This is a genomic window from Enterobacter sp. JBIWA008, assembly GCF_019968765.1.
Classification (GTDB): Bacteria; Pseudomonadota; Gammaproteobacteria; order Enterobacterales; family Enterobacteriaceae; genus Enterobacter.
In genome coordinates, this window is the sequence record NZ_CP074149.1 from 3,893,827 (window position 1) to 3,917,535 (window position 23,709).

Annotated in this window: 21 protein-coding genes; 6 read left to right on the forward strand and 15 right to left on the reverse strand. The window is 55.4% G+C overall.

Annotated elements, in window-relative coordinates; translation table 11 throughout:
* Positions 1-68: 68 nt before the first annotated feature.
* From recC to rppH, 9 genes are all read right to left on the reverse strand, one after another.
* A complete protein-coding gene (recC, locus tag KGP24_RS18780; RefSeq protein WP_223561435.1) occupies positions 69-3,443 on the reverse strand; it encodes an exodeoxyribonuclease V subunit gamma in 3,375 nt (1,124 codons plus the stop codon).
* A 12-nt stretch (positions 3,444-3,455) separates the two neighbouring features.
* On the reverse strand, positions 3,456-3,779 hold the full coding sequence (locus KGP24_RS18785; RefSeq protein WP_121424564.1) for a prepilin-type N-terminal cleavage/methylation domain-containing protein: 324 nt from the start codon (positions 3,777-3,779) through the stop codon (positions 3,456-3,458).
* The gene (locus KGP24_RS18790) at positions 3,764-4,165 is read right to left on the reverse strand and encodes a DUF2509 family protein (protein WP_223561436.1); all 402 of its coding nucleotides are present in this window, start codon (positions 4,163-4,165) and stop codon (positions 3,764-3,766) included. The genes KGP24_RS18785 and KGP24_RS18790 overlap by 16 nt, the downstream gene beginning before the upstream one ends.
* Positions 4,162-4,722 (reverse strand): prepilin peptidase-dependent protein, encoded by a 561-nt coding sequence (locus KGP24_RS18795; protein WP_223561437.1) that lies wholly within the window; start codon positions 4,720-4,722, stop codon positions 4,162-4,164. The genes KGP24_RS18790 and KGP24_RS18795 overlap by 4 nt, the downstream gene beginning before the upstream one ends.
* Entirely contained in the window at positions 4,716-5,177 is a 462-nt protein-coding gene (locus KGP24_RS18800; RefSeq protein ID WP_223563524.1) for a prepilin peptidase-dependent protein, read from the reverse strand. The genes KGP24_RS18795 and KGP24_RS18800 overlap by 7 nt, the downstream gene beginning before the upstream one ends.
* A 183-nt stretch (positions 5,178-5,360) precedes the next feature.
* On the reverse strand, positions 5,361-6,155 hold the full coding sequence (thyA, locus tag KGP24_RS18805; RefSeq protein WP_014885081.1) for a thymidylate synthase: 795 nt from the start codon (positions 6,153-6,155) through the stop codon (positions 5,361-5,363).
* Between the two features lie 6 nt (positions 6,156-6,161).
* On the reverse strand, positions 6,162-7,037 hold the full coding sequence (gene lgt, locus KGP24_RS18810) for a prolipoprotein diacylglyceryl transferase (protein ID WP_023309046.1): 876 nt from the start codon (positions 7,035-7,037) through the stop codon (positions 6,162-6,164).
* A 193-nt stretch (positions 7,038-7,230) separates the two neighbouring features.
* Entirely contained in the window at positions 7,231-9,477 is a 2,247-nt protein-coding gene (gene ptsP, locus KGP24_RS18815) for a phosphoenolpyruvate--protein phosphotransferase (RefSeq protein WP_223561438.1), read from the reverse strand.
* Between the two features lie 12 nt (positions 9,478-9,489).
* Complete coding sequence (rppH, locus tag KGP24_RS18820; protein ID WP_013098553.1) at positions 9,490-10,020, reverse strand: RNA pyrophosphohydrolase; 531 nt, start codon at positions 10,018-10,020, stop codon at positions 9,490-9,492.
* A gap of 684 nt (positions 10,021-10,704) precedes the next feature.
* Here rppH and mutH point away from each other — a divergent pair.
* The 3 genes from mutH (at position 10,705) to KGP24_RS18835 (ending at position 12,915) form a co-directional block, all read left to right on the forward strand.
* A complete protein-coding gene (mutH, locus tag KGP24_RS18825) occupies positions 10,705-11,397 on the forward strand; it encodes a DNA mismatch repair endonuclease MutH (RefSeq protein WP_223561439.1) in 693 nt (230 codons plus the stop codon).
* A 128-nt stretch (positions 11,398-11,525) separates the two neighbouring features.
* Complete coding sequence (locus KGP24_RS18830) at positions 11,526-11,744, forward strand: YgdI/YgdR family lipoprotein (RefSeq protein ID WP_008499668.1); 219 nt, start codon at positions 11,526-11,528, stop codon at positions 11,742-11,744.
* Positions 11,745-11,874: 130 nt separating this feature from the next.
* Positions 11,875-12,915: an NADP(H)-dependent aldo-keto reductase gene (locus tag KGP24_RS18835; protein ID WP_223561440.1), complete on the forward strand. Its 1,041-nt coding sequence runs from the start codon at positions 11,875-11,877 to the stop codon at positions 12,913-12,915.
* Positions 12,916-12,996: 81 nt separating this feature from the next.
* Here KGP24_RS18835 and lplT read toward each other — a convergent pair whose 3' ends face one another.
* Together lplT and aas are read right to left on the reverse strand one after the other, a co-directional pair.
* Positions 12,997-14,190 (reverse strand): lysophospholipid transporter LplT, encoded by a 1,194-nt coding sequence (gene lplT / locus KGP24_RS18840; protein WP_045888656.1) that lies wholly within the window; start codon positions 14,188-14,190, stop codon positions 12,997-12,999.
* Positions 14,183-16,342: a bifunctional acyl-ACP--phospholipid O-acyltransferase/long-chain-fatty-acid--ACP ligase gene (aas, locus tag KGP24_RS18845; RefSeq protein ID WP_223561441.1), complete on the reverse strand. Its 2,160-nt coding sequence runs from the start codon at positions 16,340-16,342 to the stop codon at positions 14,183-14,185. The genes lplT and aas overlap by 8 nt, the downstream gene beginning before the upstream one ends.
* A 425-nt stretch (positions 16,343-16,767) precedes the next feature.
* Here aas and galR point away from each other — a divergent pair, with 425 nt between their 5' ends.
* The gene (gene galR, locus KGP24_RS18850) at positions 16,768-17,784 is read left to right on the forward strand and encodes an HTH-type transcriptional regulator GalR (protein WP_223561442.1); all 1,017 of its coding nucleotides are present in this window, start codon (positions 16,768-16,770) and stop codon (positions 17,782-17,784) included.
* On the opposite strand, the gene KGP24_RS18855 is transcribed toward galR, so the two are convergent.
* A complete protein-coding gene (locus tag KGP24_RS18855; RefSeq protein ID WP_223563525.1) occupies positions 17,745-18,221 on the reverse strand; it encodes a GNAT family N-acetyltransferase in 477 nt (158 codons plus the stop codon). The two genes, galR and KGP24_RS18855, sit on opposite strands and share 40 nt — an antisense overlap.
* 229 nt (positions 18,222-18,450) lie before the next feature.
* On the opposite strand from KGP24_RS18855, the gene KGP24_RS18860 reads away from it, so the two are divergent.
* Positions 18,451-19,488: a LacI family DNA-binding transcriptional regulator gene (locus tag KGP24_RS18860; RefSeq protein ID WP_223561443.1), complete on the forward strand. Its 1,038-nt coding sequence runs from the start codon at positions 18,451-18,453 to the stop codon at positions 19,486-19,488.
* On the opposite strand, the gene lysA is transcribed toward KGP24_RS18860, so the two are convergent.
* Entirely contained in the window at positions 19,458-20,720 is a 1,263-nt protein-coding gene (gene lysA, locus KGP24_RS18865; protein WP_223561444.1) for a diaminopimelate decarboxylase, read from the reverse strand. The genes KGP24_RS18860 and lysA overlap by 31 nt on opposite strands.
* 121 nt (positions 20,721-20,841) lie before the next feature.
* Here lysA and KGP24_RS18870 point away from each other — a divergent pair, with 121 nt between their 5' ends.
* The gene (locus KGP24_RS18870) at positions 20,842-21,768 is read left to right on the forward strand and encodes a LysR family transcriptional regulator (protein ID WP_223561445.1); all 927 of its coding nucleotides are present in this window, start codon (positions 20,842-20,844) and stop codon (positions 21,766-21,768) included.
* Here KGP24_RS18870 and KGP24_RS18875 read toward each other — a convergent pair.
* Together KGP24_RS18875 and wzz(fepE) are read right to left on the reverse strand one after the other, a co-directional pair.
* The gene (locus KGP24_RS18875; RefSeq protein WP_223563526.1) at positions 21,763-22,455 is read right to left on the reverse strand and encodes an aspartate/glutamate racemase; all 693 of its coding nucleotides are present in this window, start codon (positions 22,453-22,455) and stop codon (positions 21,763-21,765) included. The genes KGP24_RS18870 and KGP24_RS18875 overlap by 6 nt on opposite strands.
* Before the next feature lie 88 nt (positions 22,456-22,543).
* On the reverse strand, positions 22,544-23,668 hold the full coding sequence (wzz(fepE), locus tag KGP24_RS18880) for an LPS O-antigen length regulator Wzz(fepE) (protein WP_223561446.1): 1,125 nt from the start codon (positions 23,666-23,668) through the stop codon (positions 22,544-22,546).
* Positions 23,669-23,709: the final 41 nt, after the last annotated feature.

The following is a 23,709-nucleotide window of genomic DNA, read 5'->3' on the forward strand; positions in this document are numbered from 1 at the left end:
TACATCAGTCCGTGATAAGAAGTGCATCATAAATGAACACCCTTAACTGCGCAATTTTTATACAGCGCTCAGGACTGATTAAATTTAAACAACGGCAGCAGGTAGCGCTGCGCCTCTTCCGTGATAGCCTCGAAGTACTCTGGCTCAAGGGTTCGCCATAAGCGCTGATACCAGACATCTTCACCTTCACCCCGCACCATCATGTTACCTTCGTAGGCCTGCATAAATTTACTGCGCGCTTTCTGCAGCGAAGATTCATCCGTTAACATCGCATCATTCTGTGCGTCATAACAGGCTTTTATCCATGCCCCACCACTTTCCGGCAGTAGCAGGAGCGGTTTGTTCATTCCCTGACGGTAGCCCTCAATGTACAAAGACAGATACCGTAACGCCTGTTCAGACTCCATCGGCGGGAAGCGCCATTCGCCCTCTTTGCGCACGAAAATCCGGCTTTCACCTTTATGACCACCCGCACTGTAGACAAGATGTTCCAGCCAGAGTTGCAACCCTTGTGAAACGCTCAGCATAGAGGGCCGCCAGCGCAGCAGCCCATCCGGCTGAACCTGGGTTAACCAGCCCGTGAGCTCTACGCCGTTGCAGTTGAGATCGATTTCAATACTTTTGCCTGGCTGCCGACACGCTCTTACGCGCTCTGCCAGGGCGGTCATCTCCTGACACTGCGCCTCCCAGACGATCTCCCCAAACGCTCCGTAGGGCAATTGCCCTGCAGCACGGTAGCGGCGGTAAAGTTTGTCCGCATCTTCCTCTTCAACCAGCGCATTCAACAGCTGCAGGTTTAACTGGTAGCGCTCCAGCCCTTCCAGCGTAAAGGGCTCTGCATCAGGAATTTCACTCTCTTCAGAACGGAAGTTAACCTGCAATCGTTGCTGGAAGAAGGCCCGCACCGGATGCGTCCAAAAACGCTGAAGCTGTTCGAAGGTAAGGGTATCGATAGGGCGCGGGTCAAGCTCCTGTATGAAGTCGGTATGCGCACTCCCCTCCTTTTTCGCCGCCGGTAGCCACTCCTGTGCATAGCTCTGGCGCTCGCTGGCTGTATAGTTCACCGGATCAAACGGCATGCGGCTGTGGAAACAGGTGATATGGGCTTTCACCCTCTGCTCGCTTTCATCGCAGTTGCGCTCTTCATCCCCCGGCAGATAGTGGCTCTGCCCGATATAGTCCACCAGTTCCTGCACCAGAACGGAGGGGAAACGCTCGCTGTTGTCCTGAATGGAACGGCCGATATAGCTGATATAGAGCTTATTCTGAGAAGAAATGAGCGCCTCAAGGAAGAGGTAGCGGTCATCATCACGGCGGCTACGGTCGCCCCGTTTTGGATTTACACTCATCAAATCGAATCCCAGCGGCGCCAGCGCGCGGGGATAAACGCCGTCGTTCATGCCAAGCAGACAGACCACTTTAAACGGGATAGAACGCATTGGCATCAGGGTGCAGATATTGATGGGGCCAGCCAGGAAACGCTGGCTGATTCGCTCCTGGTCAAGCCGCTGCGTCAGCTCATCCCTCAACAGCGACAGCGGAATGGCCTCCTGATAGTGGGAATTCAAGCCTTCGTCGATGATAGCCTGCCACTGCGTTTCAATGAGCGCCATTGCCGCTTCCGTGTCACTGTCTGGCAGGAAGAAATCATTAAGCAACGCCCTGCAAACCGGAAGCCACGCGTCAAGCGGACGCGGCTGCAGCAGCTCGTGCCGCCAGCGGTTAAGCTGCATCAGGAGTGACGCTAAATGCCCTACCAGTTCAGCAACTAACCCGCTGGACTCATCGTAAGGCAGCACCTCGTTCCACTCGCCCTGGCTGCTCTCCATGGCGTAGCCCAGCAGCATACGCGTCAGGCCAAATCGCCACGTGTGCTGCCCGGTTGGGGGAAGTTCGAACTCCTGAACGTTATCGTCATCGATCCCCCAGCGAACGCCAGATTCATTCACCCACTGGCGAAGGTAGCGCAGCCCCTCTTCATTGATGTTGAAGCGTGCAGCCAGCACGGGAACATCCAGTAACGCCAGGACATCTTCGGAGATAAAGCGGCTATCCGGCAGTGAAAGCAGGGTGATAAATGCCTGCAATGCCGGATGCGACTGGCGGGCACGACGGTCAGAGATAGCGTAAGGCAGATATCGCTCGCCCGTCGCACTGCCAAAGACGGCCTGAATAAAGGGACTGTAGCTATCGATATCCGCCACCATCACCACGATATCGCGTGGCGTCAGTTCGGGATCGTCCTGCAGCATCGCCAGCAGCTGGTCGTGAAGCACTTCGACCTCACGCTGTGGGCTATGACAAACATGGATCGTGATGCTGCGATCGTCAGCGTCCAACCTCCGCTTGCTGTCGCTGCGTTCGAATTCTTTCGCCGTCACGCCCATCACGGCACGGTTTTCCAGATCCAGAATATCCAGCTGAATATGGTGAAGCAGGCTATCGGGGACAATTTCGACAAAGGCATCCACGTCGCCTTCGCCTGATGAAGTGATGTCTGAAAGCATGTGAATGTAGTCACGCCCCAGCTTCCCCCATGAGGCAAGCAGCGGATTGGGCAGGTTCTGGATACCGTCTTCATCAAAAAGCTGTCCGGCAGTCGCGCCGTCCTTAAACAGCGGGACGGATCGTTCTTCAAAAAGGCGCTTTCGTTGGCGAGTTACCAGCCGCGCAAGCCAACGTTCGTCGAGGATATCCCCCCAATACTGTCGGCAAGGGTTGGTGAACAAAATATGAATATCAATATGTTTACCCAGCGCATTCAACGCCTTTAGATAAACAGGCGGTAATGCAGATATCCCGCAGATAAAAACGCGTGACGGCAGTCGGGCTGGACGCTCCGACGCATTTTCAAGTATTGATATAAATCGATCGTACAGGTTGGCACGGTGCCACTTAGGCTGCCCAAGTTTCTCCGTAAACTCTACCAACGCTTTCCACAGTGGTGCCTGCCATATTTGCGCCTCCGGCAGCCCTTCAATCAACTCGCCCACTTCCCAACGAATTAACCAGTCAGAACGGTAAACAAGATATTGGTCGTAGAGATCGGCAGTGCGCGACGCCAGCTGGAACAGCTTGCGCTTATCGGTATCGTCATTGAGGTAGTGGCGCAGCATGGCGAATTCATCGCGCTGCAGCATTTCCGGCAGCAGCGCCATCAGCTTCCAGCTCATGCTCTGCTTGTTAAAGGCGCTCTGCTCCGGGATGTCCGGCAACACGCGAACGAACATGTCCCAGATAAAGCTCGCGGGCAGCGGGAAATCAATGTTCGCGGCTATGCCAAATTTACGGGAAAGCGACATTTGCAGCCACTGTGCCATACCGGTGCTCTGCACCAGCACCATTTCGGGCTCAAAAGGATCGTCAAGCCGCTCGCGCTCAACGATAAATTCCATCAGTGCTTCCAGCACATCCAGACGATTTGAGTGGTAGACCCTTAACATAGACGCTCCCGACTACTGGCTAACCGGGCAATGCAGACGCGTTATCTCACCGCGCCGCCCCAGAGGAGAAATAAGTGTAACCGTGATGCTGACACATCCTGCGTGTGTTGTCTGCCCCCGACTGGCCTGCCAGCCTGTGGGGAGAACATTTGTTGAGAGCTGAGACTGATTCCAGGCATGGTGCCAGAGCTGGCGATACTGGTTAAACACGCTAAACCGCGCCGCCAGCGCCCGGTGATAACCGGACAGAGCCGTCACGACGATCACCAGCAGCATCATCGCCAGCAGGACCTCCACCATGCTAAATCCTTTTTCTCTGCTCACGGCAGCTGACATAACTCGCCCTCCTTAAGAGGACAAAAGTCACTCCAGCCGTGAGGTGAAAAGCGAATTTTCCCGTCGACAATCTCTCCTGCGCGCCAGAGCAGCAGGCCGCTGTCTCCGGCAATTAGTAGCAAACGTGCCTCACTCAGCTGGCGCAAACAGACTCGCCACGCCGATGTATTTTTGCACTGAACCTGTGGTTCTGACGACCAGCTCTGAACCCGCCCCCACTCAAGCGCGGACTGTACCGTCGCCTGCTGCTGAAGCGAGCGGCTCTCGCCGCCGACGAGCGCGCTAAACGTTGTGAGCTGCTGATTGAGACCGGTGAGGATCAGGGTACCGAGCACCAGTAAAAGCAGAACCAGCGCCAGCGAAGACATTCCACGTTGACGATTCACAGGTTGTACCCCGTGACCGTATACAACGCCAGCCAGGGCTCCCCCTTCTCGCCTTTACGCATCGCCCCCAGTTCGATATTTATCTCCGGCGCAAAACCGGCATGTTCCACTGTCCTCACCACAAAATGCGCGATAGTAAGTCTGTCCGGATCCGTGAGCTTTTCCCATCCTTTTCCTTCACATGAGGTCGCTCCACGCTGGGTTTCCAGCGCCCCCGACTCCAGACGAAAACCGGTGCTGTCATTTTCTGACGCGCTGTTATCCCAGTTGCCGTTACTGTTGGCATCCCACCGCACAATGACGCAGCCTCCAAGCCTCGCGGTCACCAGCGCCTGCCCCTTACAGTTTCCCGCGCAGTACCCGGCGCGCTGGAGCTGTTTGCCCAGGGCAAACAGGTGTTGCCAGACCTCTACCTCCAGCTCTCTCTGGCCAGATTGCAGTAAAACTGCTCGCTGCAATCCGGGTAAAAAACGCGATGCGCTTATCAGCAAAAGGCTACCGATCGCCGTGGCAATCAGAACTTCAGTCAGTGAGAAACCGCGCTGCCTCATCAACATGAACCTCCCTCCGAGACTTTACACATCCTGATGCGTCCTCCATTTGAGACAATAATCAGCCATGCTCCGGCAGGGCTTTGAACGCGTATCCGCCCCGCCCATGCCGTATTCCTTAATCCATAGAACGCCAGCGACGGCGTTACCTCACTGACCTCAATCTCAGGCCAGAGTGGTATCAGCACGAAGGGACTGCCCTTCTCACAGTCCAGCACGGCAGAGCTCACCAGACAGTCCCGGCTCCCCACCCGCTGACGGGTAATTTGATGGTCGCGGTTGTGGCGGTTGGCATGGTTGCGCAAAAACAGCAGGTAATCTCGCACCTGGCTGGCGGTTTGCCACAGCCGCTGCTGCCGTTGCCAGCTGTCCCAGCCGTACAGACCTGAGGCGCTGAGGATAACGACAAGCGAGATCGCGACCAGCGTTTCGATAAGCGTAAAACCGTTCTCTTTTTTCATACCGGGAGTGTGGCGAAGCGCCGTGAACATGACGAGCGACGGATCCTCGTTTTACGAGGCGTTATCCGGAGAATTGAGAGAGTTGCAGCGCGTTGCACGCTTTGTGGATAACGCTTCGGGAAACCGGATAAAGGCAAAAAAAACCGGCGCTAAACAGCACCGGTTGTGTCACGCTTTATCGCATCAGATTGCGACGGGCGCTTTGATGCCCGGATGCGGGTCGTAACCCTCAATCTCGAAATCATCAAAGCGATAGTCGAAGATTGATGCCGGTTTGCGTTTGATAATCAGCTTCGGCAGCGCACGCGGTTCGCGGGTCAGCTGGAGATGCGTCTGTTCCATATGGTTGCTGTAAAGATGGGTATCCCCACCGGTCCAGACAAAATCACCCACTTCCAGGTCGCACTGCTGCGCCATCATATGGACTAACAGCGCATAGCTGGCAATGTTAAACGGCAGGCCAAGGAACACGTCACAGGAGCGCTGGTAGAGCTGACAGGAAAGCTTTCCATCCGCCACATAGAACTGGAAGAACGCGTGGCACGGTGCCAGCGCCATTTTATCCAGCTCGCCGACGTTCCAGGCAGAAACGATGATTCTGCGCGAGTCTGGATCGTTTTTAAGCTGGTTCATCACGGTGGTGATTTGGTCAATATGGCGGCCATCAGGCGTGGGCCATGCGCGCCACTGCTTGCCGTAAACCGGGCCCAGGTTGCCGTTTTCGTCTGCCCACTCGTCCCAGATTGAGACGTTATTTTCGTGCAGATACGCAACGTTGGTATCGCCTTGCAGGAACCAGAGCAGTTCATGAATGATCGAGCGCAGATGGCAGCGCTTTGTCGTCACCAGCGGGAAGCCTTCTTGCAGATTGAAGCGCATCTGGTGGCCAAAAATGGAGAGCGTACCTGTACCGGTACGGTCGTTTTTCGGCGTGCCCTCGTCGAGCACTTTTTTCATCAATTCAAGATACTGTTTCATGGTTCCTCAGGAAATTTGTTGCTGTGGACGACGACGATACGCCCAAATCATCATAATGGCACCCGCGACAATCATCGGAATGGAGAGGATCTGCCCCATGCTGATGTACTGTACCCACTCGCCGGTAAACTGTGCGTCTGGCTGACGGAAGAACTCGACGATAATACGGAATGCGCCGTAGCCGATCAGGAACAGGCCTGAGACAGCACCCATCGGACGCGGTTTACGGATAAACAGGTTGAGGATGATAAACAGCACCACGCCTTCCAGCGCCAGCTCGTACAGCTGAGACATATGGCGCGGCAGCACGCCGTAGGTATCGAAAATGGATTGCCACTCCGGGTGTGACGGCAGTAGCGCGATATCTTCTGCGCGTGAGCCCGGGAAGAGCATGGTGTACGGCACGCTTGGGTCAACGCGCCCCCACAGCTCACCGTTGATAAAGTTGCCCAGACGGCCAGCGCCGAGACCAAACGGGATCAACGGTGCGATAAAATCAGACACCTGGAAGAAGTTGCGTTTGGTGCGTTTGGCAAAAATCACCATTACCAGGATCACCCCAATCAGGCCGCCGTGGAAGGACATGCCGCCGTCCCAGACGCGGAACAAATAGAGGGGATCGTTCAGGAATACCGGGAAGTTATAGAACAGCACATACCCAATACGGCCACCGAGAAATACGCCGAGGAAGCCTGCATACAGCAGGTTTTCAACTTCGTTTTTCGTCCAGCCGCTGCCCGGACGACTGGCGCGACGACCCGCGAGCCACATGGCAAAAATGAAGCCCACCAGGTACATCAGACCGTACCAGTGTAGCGAAACGGGTCCTACTGAGAAAATGACCGGATCAAATTCCGGAAAATGCAGATAACCACTGTTCATCTGTCACCACAAGATGTTGTTATTCCGCTGAAAGTGGACAGCGGTAGAAATGCGATTCTGCCGTAAGCAGAGGCTCCAAAGTTGCGAATCATAGCATAAGGCGGGCTCGGAGGATGCGCCAGAGATGTAAAAGATGTGTATAGGGTTTTATGCGCGCTGGAGCCCTCTTCCGGAGGAAGAGGGAGAAAGACGATTAGCGGCCACCGCGAATCAGGCCGCCCATACCTCGCCGTTCCATGAAGGCCGCGACCTGATGACGAACCTCAGCGGCCAGCTGCGCGTCAAGGCTACGTTCCGCCAGCTCGCGGGCATCATTAATGTCGATATGCCGCAACAGGTATTTCACGCGTGCGACAGCGCGACCGTTCATCGACAGATGGCGATATCCCAACCCAATCAGGATCGCAACGCACATTGAATCCCCGGCCATTTCACCGCAGAGGCGTAAATCAATGCCGTACTGTTCCGCTTCACGGGCGATCATCGCGAGTGCGCGAATGATCGCAGGATGCAGGCTGTCGTAGATACTGGCGACGCGCGTATTGTTACGGTCGACGGCCAGAATATATTGCGTCAGGTCGTTCGTGCCGACAGAGATAAAATCAACACGGTTTGCCAGCTGCGCCAGCATAAAGACCATAGACGGGACTTCAAGCATCACCCCGATCCGAGGTTTCGGGATCGCATAGCCGATCATCTCTTCCACTTCACGGCCTGCACGTTCGATCAGTCGGCGAGACTCGTCGATCTCATCAATGCTGGTGACCATCGGGAGTAAGATGCTGAGATTGCCCGTCGCCGCGTTGGCGCGCAGCATCGCACGTACCTGGACCAGAAAGATCTCCGGCTGATCGAGCGTAATGCGGATCCCACGCCAGCCCAGACACGGATTCTCTTCACTAATCGGCATATAGGGCAGCTGTTTATCCGCTCCCACATCCAGGGTTCGCAGGGTGACAGGTTTGTCGTTGAACATCTGCAGCATCCCCTGATACTGCGCCACCTGCTCCTCTTCAGAGGGGAAGCCGCTCTGCAGCATAAACGGGATTTCAGTGCGGTATAAACCAATACCGTCGATGCGGCTGCCAAGTTTTTCTTCGTGCTCGGGGCTTAAACCAGCGTTAAGCATGACTTTGATCCGCTCTCCGCTCTTAAGCTGCGCGGGCAGGTTAACGTCATCTTCCGCCAGCTTGCTTAATTCATTCTCTTCGCTGATAAGACGCTGGTATTCCTGGAGCAGAACCGGCTCAGGATCGACCAGCAGCTCACCGCGATAGCCGTCAACTACCAGCGTACGGCGGTGCAGTACTGACGGCTGGATATCCGCTCCCATAACGGTTGGAATACCTAGCGCGCGCACCATAATGGCGGCGTGTGAGTTGGCGGCGCCATCGCGCACCACCACACCTGCCAGCCTGTCCTGGGGCAGCTCAGCCAGCGTCGTTGCCGAGAGTTCATCGGCGACCAGAACAAACCGTTGTGGCCAGGCATTCGGCCCCTGAATGGTGTCATCGAGATGGAACAGCAGACGTTGTCCCAGGGCACGGAGATCTCCAGCCCGCTCTTTCAGGTAACCGTCGGTCAGTGCCGCAAATTGATCGGCAAATTTTTCGATAACCTTCTTAACCGCCCACTCTGCGACCGAACCTTTATCCACTTCCGCAAAAAGCTCACGACGCAGACGCGCATCGGAGAGCAGGTGCGAATAAAGGTCGAAGATGGCCGCCGTTTCTTTTTGCGCGCCTGCGGCAAAGCGCTTGCTGTAACGACGAAATTCATTCGCCGCCTCTTCCAGCGCGGCGGTAAGACGCTCGCGCTCAAGCGCCTCATCAAGCGTTGAGGCTTCATAAACCTGCTCCATCAGCGGCAGCGTGGCGTCCATCCAGCCTTCCGCTATCGCCACGCCAGGCGATGCCGGAAGAGCACGAATGCGCGTATGGCGATACTGACCAAAGAGCGCGGCAAGCTGGGACTGGGAGAGGATCGCCGCCATCTGCGTGGCCAGCGTGACGAGGAAAGACTCTTCGCTTTCATCGTACTGACGTAGCTCGCGCTGCTGTACAACCAGCACGCCGAGCAGCTGGCGACGCTGGATAATCGGTACGCCAAGGAAAGCGCGGAAGCGCTCTTCTTTTACGGAAGGGATGTATTTAAAGCTGGGGTGTTTTTGCGCGTCAGCAAGGTTGATGGGCTCAGCCAGCCGCCCAACCAGACCCACGATACCTTCATCAAATGCGAGCGTGACGGTGCGTCCACGTGGTTTTTTTAAACCACGGGTCGCCATCAGGTAATAGCAGCGCCGATCGTGGTCGGCCAGATACACCGAACAGACCTCGGTCTCCATCGCAAGACAGATGTCAGTGACCAGAATATTCAGCGCCTCGTTGAGACGCGGAGCACTGGCCACCTTCTCGACTATTTCTCGCAAGCGGGTGAGCATGATTTGCGTAGCTTAACCTCTTTTACGTCGCCATGCAGGTGCGCTCTGCGGCTTAGGCGGGATCTCCTGAAGCTGCATTACCACACTTGCAAACTCTTTCATCACCCTACGGTAAACATCGCGTTTAAATGACACGACCTGACGAACAGGATACCAATAGCTCACCCAGCGCCAGCCATCGAACTCCGGCGTACTGCTGGTCTGCATATTGATGTCTGAATCGTTGCCCACCAACTGCAACAGAAACCACTTCTGTTTCTGGCCGATACAAACCGGCTTTGTGTCCCAACGCACCAAACGTTTCGGTAACTTGTAACGCAACCAGTTGCGGGTCGAAGCCAGGATGCGAACATCTTTTCGGCTTAAACCGACCTCTTCAAAAAGCTCCCGGTACATCGCTTGTTCTGGGGACTCTCCCGGATTGATCCCGCCTTGCGGGAACTGCCAGGAGTGCTGACCATATCGCCGGGCCCACATTACCTGGCCCTGACGATTACAAATTACTATTCCTACGTTCGGGCGGTAGCCATCGTCATCAATCACCGGACTACCCCAAACTAAACCTTATATATGAACGATTGTTTCACACTACAGGGAGGCGGTAAACCACTCTCTTACAGGGCTTCAACCTAATAACATTTGAATAACTCACAAATAAGTGCTGAGTTATAAACAGATGAGAGGCAGTGAAGGGAATTTTATTCACCTTTTCTGTGGATATAGTTGTGAAGAAGTGTCTGATTACCGATGAACAACCTCAAACACTACTTTGCCACCGCTTTCACGCCAGTTAAATAATTCAATAATTTTCATGAAGTTAAATGTATTTCCATGAACACAAAACAGAATGGCGTGACGATCATCACATCAGGGATCGTCGTGCTGATGAAAGATCGAACAGCGTAGGTTTTATCCACAGATTGTGCCAATAAGTTAGTCACAATTTGTCTGAAAATTCGATTTTCATCGCACGTCAAGGCTGTAAATTGAAACAGTAGTCAGGGTTATACCCAGTTATCCCATTTTTCTGTGGATAACATGGTGTAAGATCCTGTTCATTGTCAGTGACCAGATTTGAACAACCGCTTTTCCCCCTCAGGTGAAACGATTTCAAAGCAATAAAAAAAACCTATAAATCATAGACATGGAATATTGGTACAGAAAAAGTTAAACTCTATCCACAGGGGACAATTTCTTCGTTTATTTTTTAATCAAAAGGTTACCTTCATGCATCCGCTTACACCCTTGCTCTCACCGCCGTCCAGTGAGGGCCAGTTGCTACGACAGGCACAGCGTCTTGCAGGCTTTTCGCTTGGCGAGCTGGCGGCAATGGCCGGGCTTCAGATCCCGAAGGATCTGAAGCGGGATAAAGGCTGGATCGGCATGCTGCTTGAACTGTGGCTGGGTGCCAGCGCAGGAAGCAAACCAGAGCAAGATTTTGCAGCGCTTGGCGTGGAGTTAAAAACCATCCCAATAGACAGCCAGGGCAAGCCACTTGAGACTACCTTCGTCTGCGTTGCGCCATTAACCGGCAATACCGGCGTGACGTGGGAAACCAGCCACGTTCGCCACAAGCTGAAGCGCGTACTGTGGGTACCGGTCGAAGGCGAGCGACAGATCCCCCTGGCTGAGCGTCGCGTTGGCGCGCCGCTGCTCTGGAGCCCGAACGACGATGAAGAGCATCAGCTGCGGCTGGACTGGGAGGAGCTGATGGACATGATCGTTCTTGGGCAGGTTGAGCGCATCACCGCCCGTCACGGAGAAGTATTACAACTGCGCCCGAAAGCGGCCAACAGTAAAGCGCTTACCGAGGCAATCGGCGCGCAGGGCGAGCCGATACTGACGTTGCCGCGCGGTTTTTATCTCAAAAAGAATTTCACAGGCGCGCTTCTGGCACGTCATTTCCTGTTAAAAACATAGTTTTTTACTTATTTTGCGAGCTCTCAAACATAATCGACTGCTTTTTAAGATTTTACCGCTTCCTCAAGTCGCTATATCGGGTTAATACTAGATTATGATTTGATACGCGCCAGATGAGGACGATAACGATGAAAAAATGGGCAGTGTTAGTTTCAGCAGTCGGTTTAGCGTTTGCCGTATCGGGCTGTAGCAGCGATTACGTCATGGCGACAAAAGATGGTCGAATGATCCTGACCGACGGCAAGCCCGAAGTCGACGATGATACCGGTCTGGTCAGCTACCGCGACCAGGAAGGCAATAAAATGCAGATCAATCGCGACGAAGTGTCGCAAATTATCGAGCGATAAAAGAGAGAGGTCAGTAGCTTGCTGGCCTTTTTGATTTTTTTCTTCCCCTTTTGCTTCCCCTCTGCCATGTTTATATTCCTTTGTCAGGCACGCCCTGACGCGGTCTATAAGTCTACTGAGGAAGCCGGCTATGCATTATCACCGTATCCCCCACAGCGCTCTGGAAATAAGCCAACTGGGGTTGGGCACGATGACATTTGGTGAACAAAACAGCGAAGCCGATGCCCATGCACAACTCGATTACGCCGTCAGTCAGGGAATTAACCTGATTGACGTTGCAGAGATGTACCCTGTTCCGCCACGTCCGGAAACGCAGGGACTTACCGAAACCTACGTCGGTAACTGGCTGGCAAAACGGAGCAACCGTGAAAAGCTGGTGATTGCCTCAAAAGTCAGTGGCCCCGCGCGCAACAACGATACCGGGATCCGCCCGAATCAGATCCTCGATCGCAAGAATATCCGCGCCGCACTGGACGCCAGCCTGAAGCGCCTGCAAACCGACTACCTCGATCTTTATCAGGTGCACTGGCCGCAGCGGCCAACCAACTGCTTTGGTAAGCTCGGCTACAGCTGGAATGAGAGCGCCCCCGCCGTAACGCTGCTGGAAACGCTGGAAGCGCTGACAGAATGCCAGCGCGCGGGAAAAATCCGCTACATTGGCGTCTCTAACGAAACGGCCTTTGGCGTAATGCGCTATCTGCACCTGGCAGATAAACACGATCTGCCGCGTATCGTCACCATCCAGAACCCGTACAGCCTGCTTAACCGTAGCTATGAGGTGGGTCTTGCCGAAGTGACGCAATATGAAGAAGTGGAACTGCTCGCCTATTCCTGTCTCGGCTTTGGCACGCTCACGGGGAAATACCTGAACGGCGCGAAACCGGCCGGGGCGCGAAATACCCTCTTTAGCCGCTTTACCCGCTACAGCGGCGAGCAGACGCAGAAAGCCGTTGCAGCCTATGTGGATATCGCAAAGCGTCACGGTCTTGACCCTGCGCAGATGGCGCTGGCCTTCGTGCGTCGCCAGCCGTTTGTTGCCAGCACCCTACTGGGCGCGACCACGATGGAACAGTTGAAAACCAATATTGAGAGTTTCCATCTGAATCTGAGTGAAGAGGTGTTAGCGGAGATTGAAGCAGTGCATCAGGTATACACATACCCGGCACCGTAATAAAAGCAAAACGGCAACGCGCGTTGCCGTTTTTAGGATGTGCCCCGTCTATCTGTAGTAGAGGGTATCAGGCCGCACTTATCAACGCCGACGTTGCCAAACCCACAATCCGGCAATTGCCAGCGCGAACAGCCCACCAAACCCGACGCCAATCCCCACCACCGGCACACCCACTTTTACAGCCAGCGAGTAGAGCCCCAGCATTAATAACATCGCCAGGTTTTCACCCAGGTTTTGTACCGCAATGGCATTCCCCGCCCCAACGGTCTGCTTGCCGCGTTCCTGCAGTAACGCATTCAGCGGCACCACGAAGAAGCCGCCCAGAATACCAATCAGGATAAGGAGGACATACGCAGGCAATAACGCATGTTGCAGAGAGAAAATAAGCACCACGACGCCAATCAGGATCCCTGCGGGCATGCAGCGTGCTACCGTCTCGAGCGTCACCAGCTTCGCCGCCGCACCTGCCCCCACCACAATGCCGATGGCCACCATCGCATTAAGATAAGTCGGTGTCGCGTTGTCAGTAATTCCCAGCGCCACAGGCACCCACAGCACCAGCAGGAAGCGCAGCGTGACGCCGGCCCCCCAGAACATACTGGTTCCCATCAGGGAGAAACGCGTCTCACCATTACGCCACAGCACGCGACAGGCGGTAAAGAAACTGCCGGTCATCGGTTTAAAACGCCAGGATTGTCCCGGGCGAGCCACTGGCAGCTTAGGAATAAATAGATTCGCCACTACCGCCCCGCCATACACCACCGCGCAGATGCCCAGTGCCGCCAGGACATGCCAGTCGGCCAGTACGCCGCCCGCGACGGATCCGAGCAGGATAGCGGCAATGGTTGACGACTCCATCAGGCCGTTAGCTTTCACCAGCTTATCGCCCGTGGTCAGCTCTCCGAGAATGCCATACTTCGCCGGGGAATAGGCGGCGGCGCCAATGCCCACCAGCGTGTAGCCAATAAACGGATTGAAGCCAAAGCAAATGCTGGCGGCTCCCAGCAGCTTGAGTCCGTTGGCAAACATCATCACCCGGCCTTTCGGGAAACTGTCCGCCACCTGCCCCACAAACGGCGCGAAGATAATGTAAGCGCCCACAAACACCATCTGCAGGATCGGCTGACTCCAGTCAGGGTAAAACTCGGCCTTCAGCAGTGCCAGGGTGGCAAACAACAGCGCGTTATCGCCGAACGCAGAGAGAAACTGCGCGGCAATCACTGCCATCATGCCTTTAGACCTAAGCGACGTGTTAGTGTGCACTGACTCACGCATTTTGCTGTTCCGCCTCTTCAACCATGCCTTTCAGGGTCACGAAGTCGGGCTTACCGCTACCCAGTACCGGAAGTTGTTTCAGGTAACGAATATCGCGCGGTACCGCCAGCTCGGGAATGCCATGCTCACGCGCATGGCTAAGTAACTTGTCGCGCTTCAGCTCACTGTCGGTGGTAAACAACACCAGCGCCTCGCCTTTGCTGGCATCACTCTTAACCACCGTCGCGTGCATCTTATCAGCGGACACCGCCGTCGCCAGCTGTTCAACCATCTCCAGAGAGACCATTTCACCGGCGATTTTGGCGAAGCGTTTTGCACGCCCCTGAATCTGCACAAAACCCTGCTCGTCGAAGCGAACGATATCACCGGTATCGTACCAACCGGTTTCGACCTCACCGTTCACGTTTTCCGCCGTTGGCGCTTCCAGCCGGCCTGGGTTTTCCACGCGCAGATAACCGTTCATCACGTTTGGCCCTTTCAGCTGCAGACGGCCACCGTCCTCAATGCCCGGCACGGCCAGCAGACGCGCATCCATTCCCGGCAGAATTCGGCCCACCGTACCCGGTTTCGCCGCCATCGGTACGTTAATCGAGACAACGGGAGCACACTCGGTAACGCCATAACCTTCGAGAATGCGCAGGCCAAACTTGTCCTGCCAGATCTGGCGCGTGCTCTCCTGCAGTTTTTCCGCACCGGCCACCACATACCGCACGCGATAGAAGTCATACGGATTGGCAAAACGCGCATAGTTGCCCAGGAAGGTTGAGGTCCCGAACAGAACGGTACAGTTACGGTCATACACCAGCTCCGGCACAATGCGGTAGTGCAGCGGGCTCGGATAGAGGAACACTTCTGCGCCGGTCAGCAGCGGCGTGAACAGTCCCACCGTCAGGCCAAAGGAGTGGAACAGCGGCAGCGCCGACATAAAACGGTCATCCGCAGTAAAGTCGGCAATGCTTTTAATCTGCTCAACGTTCGCCAGGATGCTCTTGTGGCTGTGGACGACGCCTTTCGGGTTGCCCTCCGATCCCGACGTGAAGAGGATAATCGCGTCATCTTCCGGCTGCTGCTTTACCTGGGCCAGACGCGGCATCAGCAGGTGAGCAAAAATCCACAGCTTGTCGCCGGTGGTCACGTCCGCTTTCAGATCCTCCAGGAAGACCCAGCGCACCTGAGTGAGCTGCTCGGGAAGATGCCAGAGCTTGCCTTTGTCCAGGAACTGGCGGGAGGTAAAAACGGTATTAATCTGCGCGGCAGTAATGGCGCTGGTCAGCCCCTTCACGCCTGCCGTGTAGTTCATCATCGCCGGGATGCGACCCCGGGAAACCGCGCCAAAAATCACCGCCGCGCTGATGCCCGCGTTAGGCAGCATCAGGCCAATCTTTTCGCCCTTTTTGCTGTACTTCTCCAGAATACGGCCCACAAACAGCGTTTTGGTCAGCAGTTTGCGATAGGTGTCAGGGGTAAAGTTGATGTCTTCAATGCAGTTTTTCTTCGCGCCATAGCGGTACTGCGCGGAAAGCAGGGATTCATACAGCGTTTCGCGCGGGCGCACGGCCATGCGCGCTTCCATCATAATCTGGTGCAGCATTTCCCCGGCGATTTTACGGCGATCGCGGGCACGCGGCGCGTCGGGCATCGGTAACGACGTTGGCGGCAGGATATGCAGCGTGATTTTGGGGAACAGGCGCTGCTTCACCAGTCCCTTCAGACGGCTGAAATGGGTGAGCTCCGCGCCTTCAATACGCAGCGGCACCACGGTCGCTTTTGACTTCGCCGCGACAAACCCCGCGCCATCGTAGATTTTCATCAGCGAACCGGTCACTGAAATACGCCCTTCCGGGAAAATGACCACCGGACGGCCCTGCTCAACCAGACGCACCAGATGCTTAATCATCATCGGCTTTGTCGGGTCGAGCGGCACAAAATCAATCAGCGGCGTGAGCCAGCGCATGTACCACTGCTGGCTGATGGAGGTATAGACCGCAAACACCGGGCGCACGGGTAAAAACAGCGCCAGCAGAATGCCGTCTATAAAAGAAACATGGTTTGGTGTGATGAGAACGCGTTCGCCGCGAAGCGCCCGGGCATCGCCGGTGATGCGGATGCGAAACAGAATACGGAAAAGCGTACGGAAGAACCCAAATAGCATCTCAACTCCCTTTGCCAGCCAGTGTGGAGGGTCGATAGTAAATGGTGGCAGATTACACGAGAAGTGGTAAGGGAGCGACAGCAAAAGTGGAGGCGAAAAAAAACCTGCGCATCCGCGCAGGTTGGTGCAAGAGATGAGTACGAAACCGTACTAAGAATTCTCACCAATCAATACCTCTGGGATCTCGACTGTATCAATCCTGTTAACGTTCCGGCTATCGGACAATCGCAACAGGCTGAGGCAAAGTGTAACCAAAGGTTCAGATTCACATTTTTCTGACATGACTGGGCGTGTAACGATTACACCGCCAGGGGTGTGCTGCATCACGTTTGTGGAGAGCGGAAACCCGCTCCCCTTGAATACACGGCGCTTTTCCGCAACACTATTTGGTGTGTAAACGCTTACCCCCAATAAGAAGGTAATAAATGGCGACAATAAAGGATGTGGCCCGTCTGGCAGGCGTGTCGGTGGCAACCGTCTCGCGCGTGATTAATGATTCACCTAAAGCAAGTGACGCATCACGCCAGGCGGTACAAAGCGCCATGGAATCCCTGAACTATCATCCCAATGCCAATGCCCGCGCGCTCGCCCAGCAGTCCACCGAAACCATTGGGCTGGTGGTGGGAGATGTCTCCGATCCCTTTTTCGGCGCCATGGTGAAAGCCGTTGAACAGGTTTCTTATCAGACCGGCAATTTTTTACTGATCGGCAATGGCTATCATAATGAACAAAAAGAACGCCAGGCCATCGAGCAGCTGATCCGCCACCGCTGCGCGGCGCTGGTGGTTCACGCCAAAATGATCCCGGATGCCGAGCTGATACATCTGATGAAGCAGATCCCCGGCATGGTGATCATCAACCGCATTATTCCCGGGTTTGAAAAACGCTGCGTGGCTCTCGACGACCGCTACGGTGCCTGGCTTGCAACGCGGCACCTGATTCAGCAGGGCCATACCCGAATTGGCTATCTCTGTTCAAACCACCCGATTTCTGATGCAGAAGACCGCCTGCAGGGCTACTACGACGCCCTGCGCGAAAATGGTCTGCCGTGTAATGACCGTCTGGTGGCCTACGGTGAACCGGATGAGAGCGGCGGTGAACAGGCCATGACCGAGCTGCTGGGACGTGGACGAAATTTCACGGCGGTTGCCAGCTATAACGACTCCATGGCCGCAGGGGCAATGGGGGTGCTGAATGACAACGGGATCGAGGTACCGGCAGAAATTTCGCTGATTGGCTTCGATGACGTGCTGGTCTCTCGCTACGTGCGCCCGCGCCTGACTACCGTGCGCTACCCGATTATCACCATGGCGACGCAGGCCGCAGAGCTGGCGTTAGCGCTGGCTGAACAGCGCCAGCCGCCGGATATTACGCATCTGTTTAGTCCGACGCTGGTGCGTCGTCACTCTGTTACATCGCCTTCTGAGGCGCAGAGCGAATAGCGGTAGAGGTGAACCCGCGTGTTGGGGTATTCCAGCCCATCACCGATATACTGCCAGCCGTAACGTTCGTAGAAGTCGCGGCAGGCAGACCAGAGGTGGAGCTCTTCATACCCGGATTGCGCGGCGTAATCAATGACGTGCTGCTGAAGTTTTCCCGCCAGCCCCTTGCCTCGCGCCGTGTCGTCAACGTACAGCGCCGCTAGCCACGGAAACAGATCCTGACGGGTGATCAAATCACAGCGCCAGAGACCCACCGTACCAAGAAGCTGTTCGTCTTCTACGGCGATAAAGGTCAGCGGTAATGCTCCCGGCGTCTGGCTGTGCTCAACAATGCTGTGGAAAAATTCCCGAGAAAGCCCTTCGCCAAAGGCCTGCCAGAGCCAGTCGGTGACCTGCTCCGCATAGTGCGGTGCCTCGTAAAGCGGAAGGATGGCTATCTTTTTCACGTTTCACCTGCGTTTTTTCATTTATTTGCTGGCCTGTCGCCCCAGCTCGGTTCGGCGATTACTTTACCAGAGTCAGACTATTTAGTTTTACTTCACGCAGGCCAGACGAATCGTGACCAAAAAGCGTGATCGTGGCAGAAGTTTTGCGCTTCCCGCATCGCTTATACGCCGTGAGGTCTGTGTTAAACTGCAAACCATTACGTGGAAGCAGGAATGTAGAATGGCAACAATGCTGGATGTCTCACTGCGTGCGGGCGTGTCGAAGGCTACCGTCTCGCGCGTGCTGAACGGCACGGGTCAGGTTAAAGAGAGTACGCGTCAGCAGGTCTTTGCTGCGATGGAAGAGCTGGGATATCGCCCGAACTTTCTCGCGCGTTCACTGGCTAACCAGACCAGCAACAGCATTGGTCTGGTCGTCTCGACCTTCGACGGCTTTTACTTTGGTCGTCTTCTCCAGCAGGCGTCGCGGCAAACGGAAACTCACGGGAAACAGCTGATCGTCACCGACGGTCACGACGCGCCGGAACAGGAAGAACAGGCGGTGCAGATGCTGGCCGATCGCCAGTGCGATGCCATCGTGCTTTACACGCGCTACATGAGCGAAAAAGCGATCGTCAAACTGATGAACACAGTGAAAACGCCGCTGGTGGTCATTAACCGTGAAGTAAGCCAGGCGCCGGATCGCTGCGTGTTTTTCGAACAGCAGGATGCCGCGTTTAAGGCCGTGGATTATCTGATCGCCCAGGGCCATCGGGAGATCGCCTGTATCACCGTTCCGATCCACACCCCCACGGGTAAAGCGCGGCTGATGGGCTACCGTAAGGCGCTGGAAAAGCACGGCATTCGCCTGGACGAGCGTCGGATAAAGTACGGCGATGCGGGAATGACGCGGGGATACGAGCTGTGCAAGGAGTTGATTGCTGACGGTGTGCCGTTTAGCGCCCTCTTTGCCTGTAACGACGATATGGCGCTGGGTGCGTCCAAAGCGTTACACCAGGCGGAGCTTAAAATTCCGCAGGATGTTTCACTGTTCGGCTTTGACGATGCCCCAAGCGCGAAATGGCTGGAGCCTGCGCTCTCATCCGTTTATCTGCCTATCGACAGTATGATTGTCACGGCCATCGATCAGGCGATCCGGCTGGCAAAAAACCAGCCGGTCGATGCCATCCCGCCGTTTACCGGCACGCTGGTGTTACGCGATTCGGTTACAACGGGGCCGTACTTTCATCAGATGAGTTCTAAAGCCAGCAGTTCCTGAATGGTCTGGCGACGACGGATCAGCCGTGCTTTGCCGTTTTCAAACAGCACTTCCGGCAGCAGCGGGCGGCTGTTGTAGTTAGATGACATCGACGCCCCGTAGGCACCGGTATCATGCAGCACAAGATAATCACCCGGTTTGACCTCTGGCAGCGCGCGGGTCTCCACTTTGCCACCTTCCTGCTGAGTGAATACGTCACCCGATTCACACAGCGGCCCCGCAACGACCGTCTCAACCCGCGGCGCCTGCGTTAAATCACGGCCGTCGGCAGCCAGAGCGGTAATGTGGTGATAGCTACCGTACATGGATGGACGCATCAGATCGTTAAAGCCTGCGTCAATCAAGACGAAGTGGCGGGACCCCATATCTTTCACGCTGCGCACCTGCGAAACCAGCACGCCGGCTTCCGCCACCAGGAAACGCCCCGGCTCAATTTCCAGCTTCACCGCGTGACCAAGATGCGCGGCAATTTGGTCACGCGCGGCGCTCCACAGACCGTAATAGTGATCGGTATCGATCGCCTCTTCCCCTTCGCGATAAGGGATGGAGAGACCGCCGCCAGCAGAAATCGCCTCCAGATCCTGACCAAAATCGGCTACCTGGCGCACCATCGCACCGCACACCTGCTCCAGGTGGCCGTAATCCACGCCCGAACCAATGTGCATATGAATACCCACCAGCTTCAGGCTGTAGCGCTGTAATACCTCCAGCGCAGCGGGCATATCGGCATACCAGATCCCGTGCTTGCTGTTTTCGCCGCCGGTATTGGTTTTTTGGCTGTGCCCATGACCAAAGCCCGGATTCACGCGCAGCCAGACGCGATGGCCGGGAGAAACCTGACCCAGCTGCTCCAGCATATCCACAGAACCGGCATTCACCGGGATCTGCAATTCGTGAACGCGCGCAAGCGTCGCATCGTCGATCACATCGGCGGTGAAGACGATCGCGTCGCCGTCGGCTTTCGGATCGAATCCGGCCGCCAGCGCGCGCTCGATTTCGCCGAGCGAGACGGAGTCGACCTTCACCCCCTGCTCACGCATCAGGCGCAGAATATGGATATTAGAGCAGGCCTTCTGGGCAAAGCGCACCACGTCAAACTGATGCAGGGCGGCGATCTTCTCGCGAACGATCTGCGCGTCGTAGACCCACACCGGGCAGCCAAACTCGGCGGGCAGGCGCAGCAGGTTGTCGGCGTTCAAATCTGTCTCAGTCTGGTTCAGCGGGCGTGGCATGGTCTTCTCCGGGTAAATGCGTTTTGATGATTACGCCACAGCATGAAGAGAATAAAAAATATCGTTTTATCGCGAGTCTATGCAAAAATGATATGGATAGTCGTCTACTTTCAGGTGCCCTATGCCCGCCGTCAATTTACGCCATATCGAGATTTTTCATGCCGTCATGACCACCGGCAATCTCACCGAAGCCGCACAGATGCTGCATACCTCGCAGCCGACGGTGAGCCGTGAACTGGCCCGCTTCGAGAAGGTGCTGGGGCTGAAGCTGTTCGAACGTACCCGGGGCAGACTTCACCCGACGGTGCAGGGGTTACGCCTGTTCGAGGAAGTCCAGCGCTCCTGGTACGGGCTGGACAGAATAGTGAGTGCTGCGGAAAGCCTGCGCGAGTTTCGCCAGGGCGAGCTGTCGATCGTCTGCCTGCCCGTCTTTTCGCAATCCTTTTTGCCGATGCTGCTGCAGCCCTTTCTGGCCCGATATCCGGAGGTCAGCCTCACCATCGTGCCTCAGGAATCTCCCCTGCTTGAAGAGTGGCTTTCGGCTCAGCGCCATGATTTAGGGCTAACTGAAACCCTCTCCACGCCAGCGGGCACGACGCGCACGGAGTTACTTTCGTTAGATGAAGTGTGCGTTCTGCCCGCCGGGCATCGGCTTGCCGGTAAGGCGGTGCTCACGCCGGAGGATTTCCACGGAGAAAACTACATTAGCCTGTCGCAGACCGACAGTTACAGACAGCTGCTGGATACCCTGTTTGCCGAGCATCAGGTCAAACGGCGGATGGTGGTGGAAACGCACAGCGCGGCTTCGATTTGCGCGATGGTGCGAGCGGGCGTTGGCGTCGCGGTGGTGAATCCGCTCACGGCGCTGGACTATGCCGGAGGCGGGATCGTCATCCGCCGCTTTAGCGTGTCCGTCCCGTTCACCGTGAGCCTGATCCGCCCGCTGCACCGTCCGGCTTCCGCGCTGGTGGACGCTTTCACCGAACACTTAATGGAGCACGCGCGTCAGGTGGCGCTTCGCTTACCTGACCTGCAAAACCCCTTATGACAGCATAAACGCCACGGCATCTGCCGCGTGAATGGCGGTGGTATCAAATACCGGGACGGGGCTTCGATCGGCTGGCACCAGCAGGCCAATCTCGGTGCAGCCGAAGATCACGCCTTCTGCCCCCTGCTGCGCCAGCTTTTCAATCACGCTGACGTAATACGCCCGGGAAGATTCGCTGAAGGTACCGAGACAGAGCTCGTCAAAGATAATCTGGTTGATGCGCGCCCGATCTTCTTCATCCGGGATCAGGCTTTCGATCCCAAATTCACTGCGCAAACGCCCGCGATAAAAATCCTGCTCCATGGTGTAGCGTGTACCCAAAAGCGCTACGCGGCGCATCCCGGGTGCCGCAATCGCACGACCGGTCGCGTCCGCGATATGCAAAAACGGCAGCGAGCAGCGGTCCTCAATATGCGACGCCACTTTGTGCATGGTATTGGTACAAAGCACGATACCCTCGGCGCCGGCACGCTCCAGCCCCAGTGCAGCCTGGGCCAGCATCTCTCCGGCTTTATCCCACTCACCGCTCGACTGGCAGACTTCGATTTCATGGAAGTCAACGCTGTGCAGCAGCAGGCTTGCGGAGTGCAGACCACCCAGACGCTGCTTTACCCCTTCGTTAATCAGGCGATAATAAGGGATTGTCGATTCCCAGCTCATTCCACCTAACAGGCCGATCGTTTTCATCATCCCTCCTTTTCTTTGTTTCTTTTTTAACACAACCGATGTCGATAAAAAAAGGCGCTGTGTTCAGCGCCTTTTTAAACTGCAGAGCTTATTCCGCTACCGGCTCTGGCGGAGAAGTGCGGGTGAGCATCGCCTCGCGCAGTAAAACGCTACCGCAGGCAAACAGGCCCCCCAGGAGCGCCGCCAGAACGACAATCAGAGCCTTGCCCGGGCCATCCTTTTTCACCGGCATGGAGGGAGAAAGCTGGTAACTGAATGGCTCAAGTTTAACATCGGCAAAGGAGAGCTTTTTCAGCTGTGCGAGGTAGTATTCCCGGTTCTGGAAATCCGCATTCAGCTCGGTCACGTCCTTAAGATTTTTTTCGATCTGCAGCTTTTGCGCGATACCGTCAGCGCCGAGCGCAATGGAGTAATCCGGGTCATCTTTTACGGCCTGCCCGTTGCTGTAAACCGGTTTCTTAATGTCTGCGGCATTTGCCACTTCCAGCGAATAATTCAGTCGCTGCAGGTTGGTATTGTGAATATTGGTCAGACGGACACGATCCAATTCCAGCTGCTGCTCAACGACGTTCTTTTTCAGGGCGATCTGGTTGCGGATATTCTGCACCGTCTCTTTTTCTACAATAGCCGCGATATAATCGATGTATCCATTCAGGACGGCTTGCGCATCATCAGCTGTCGGCGCAGTGAAGCTCAATGTCCAGGAGACAAAGGGCGCTTTATCCGCGTCTTTTCCCTGAGCGTCATTCACCGCTTTCATTCTGTCTGAAATGTTAACTATCGCCCGATGCAGCTCAAGCGGATCCACCTCGGCATCTTTAAGCTGTGACATCACGTAAGGAGAGGATTTCAGGTACTCTTCGAGTAATGACTGCGACTGAAATTTTTTAATAAACAGGTCAAAGACTTCCGGACGGGAAATCTTCGCATCCACGTCAAGTACCTGCAACGCCACCATCATCTGGTGCAGCGGGTTCCACTGAGACGATTCTGCCTGAGTGATCACTGCTTTACTGGTCCACTTCAACGGCAGTAAAAATGAAATGGCCAGCCCCGCCAGTGCAAAAGCAAGGGTAATGGTGACAATGCGTTTTTTGGCCGCCAAAAGGACCGCTAATAAACCGAAAAGATCAATTTCTTTAGCGTGTATTGCCGGGGAGGTATAACGGGGAAAATCAAGATCGGTGCTTTTTTTGATATCCATCTCAGACATAGACATTCTTCTTTTTAGGATGCGTTTCATGTTGCGCAAAT

Excerpts from the sequence above, each read along its gene's own strand:
- KGP24_RS18835 (WP_223561440.1), top strand. The coding sequence starts at position 11,875 with ATGCATTATCACCGTATCCCCCACAGCGCTCTGGAAATAAGCCAACTG.
- galR (WP_223561442.1), top strand. The coding sequence starts at position 16,768 with ATGGCGACAATAAAGGATGTGGCCCGTCTGGCAGGCGTGTCGGTGGCA.
- lysA (WP_223561444.1), bottom strand. The coding sequence starts at position 20,720 with ATGCCACGCCCGCTGAACCAGACTGAGACAGATTTGAACGCCGACAAC.
- KGP24_RS18860 (WP_223561443.1), top strand. The coding sequence starts at position 18,451 with ATGGCAACAATGCTGGATGTCTCACTGCGTGCGGGCGTGTCGAAGGCT.
- KGP24_RS18830 (WP_008499668.1), top strand. The coding sequence starts at position 11,526 with ATGAAAAAATGGGCAGTGTTAGTTTCAGCAGTCGGTTTAGCGTTTGCC.
- mutH (WP_223561439.1), top strand. The coding sequence starts at position 10,705 with ATGCATCCGCTTACACCCTTGCTCTCACCGCCGTCCAGTGAGGGCCAG.
- lgt (WP_023309046.1), bottom strand. The coding sequence starts at position 7,037 with ATGAACAGTGGTTATCTGCATTTTCCGGAATTTGATCCGGTCATTTTC.
- lplT (WP_045888656.1), bottom strand. The coding sequence starts at position 14,190 with ATGCGTGAGTCAGTGCACACTAACACGTCGCTTAGGTCTAAAGGCATG.
- ptsP (WP_223561438.1), bottom strand. The coding sequence starts at position 9,477 with ATGCTCACCCGCTTGCGAGAAATAGTCGAGAAGGTGGCCAGTGCTCCG.
- KGP24_RS18795 (WP_223561437.1), bottom strand. The coding sequence starts at position 4,722 with ATGTTGATGAGGCAGCGCGGTTTCTCACTGACTGAAGTTCTGATTGCC.
- aas (WP_223561441.1), bottom strand. The coding sequence starts at position 16,342 with ATGCTATTTGGGTTCTTCCGTACGCTTTTCCGTATTCTGTTTCGCATC.
- KGP24_RS18785 (WP_121424564.1), bottom strand. The coding sequence starts at position 3,779 with ATGTCAGCTGCCGTGAGCAGAGAAAAAGGATTTAGCATGGTGGAGGTC.
- thyA (WP_014885081.1), bottom strand. The coding sequence starts at position 6,155 with ATGAAACAGTATCTTGAATTGATGAAAAAAGTGCTCGACGAGGGCACG.
- KGP24_RS18870 (WP_223561445.1), top strand. The coding sequence starts at position 20,842 with ATGCCCGCCGTCAATTTACGCCATATCGAGATTTTTCATGCCGTCATG.
- recC (WP_223561435.1), bottom strand. The coding sequence starts at position 3,443 with ATGTTAAGGGTCTACCACTCAAATCGTCTGGATGTGCTGGAAGCACTG.
- KGP24_RS18875 (WP_223563526.1), bottom strand. The coding sequence starts at position 22,455 with ATGAAAACGATCGGCCTGTTAGGTGGAATGAGCTGGGAATCGACAATC.
- KGP24_RS18800 (WP_223563524.1), bottom strand. The coding sequence starts at position 5,177 with ATGAAAAAAGAGAACGGTTTTACGCTTATCGAAACGCTGGTCGCGATC.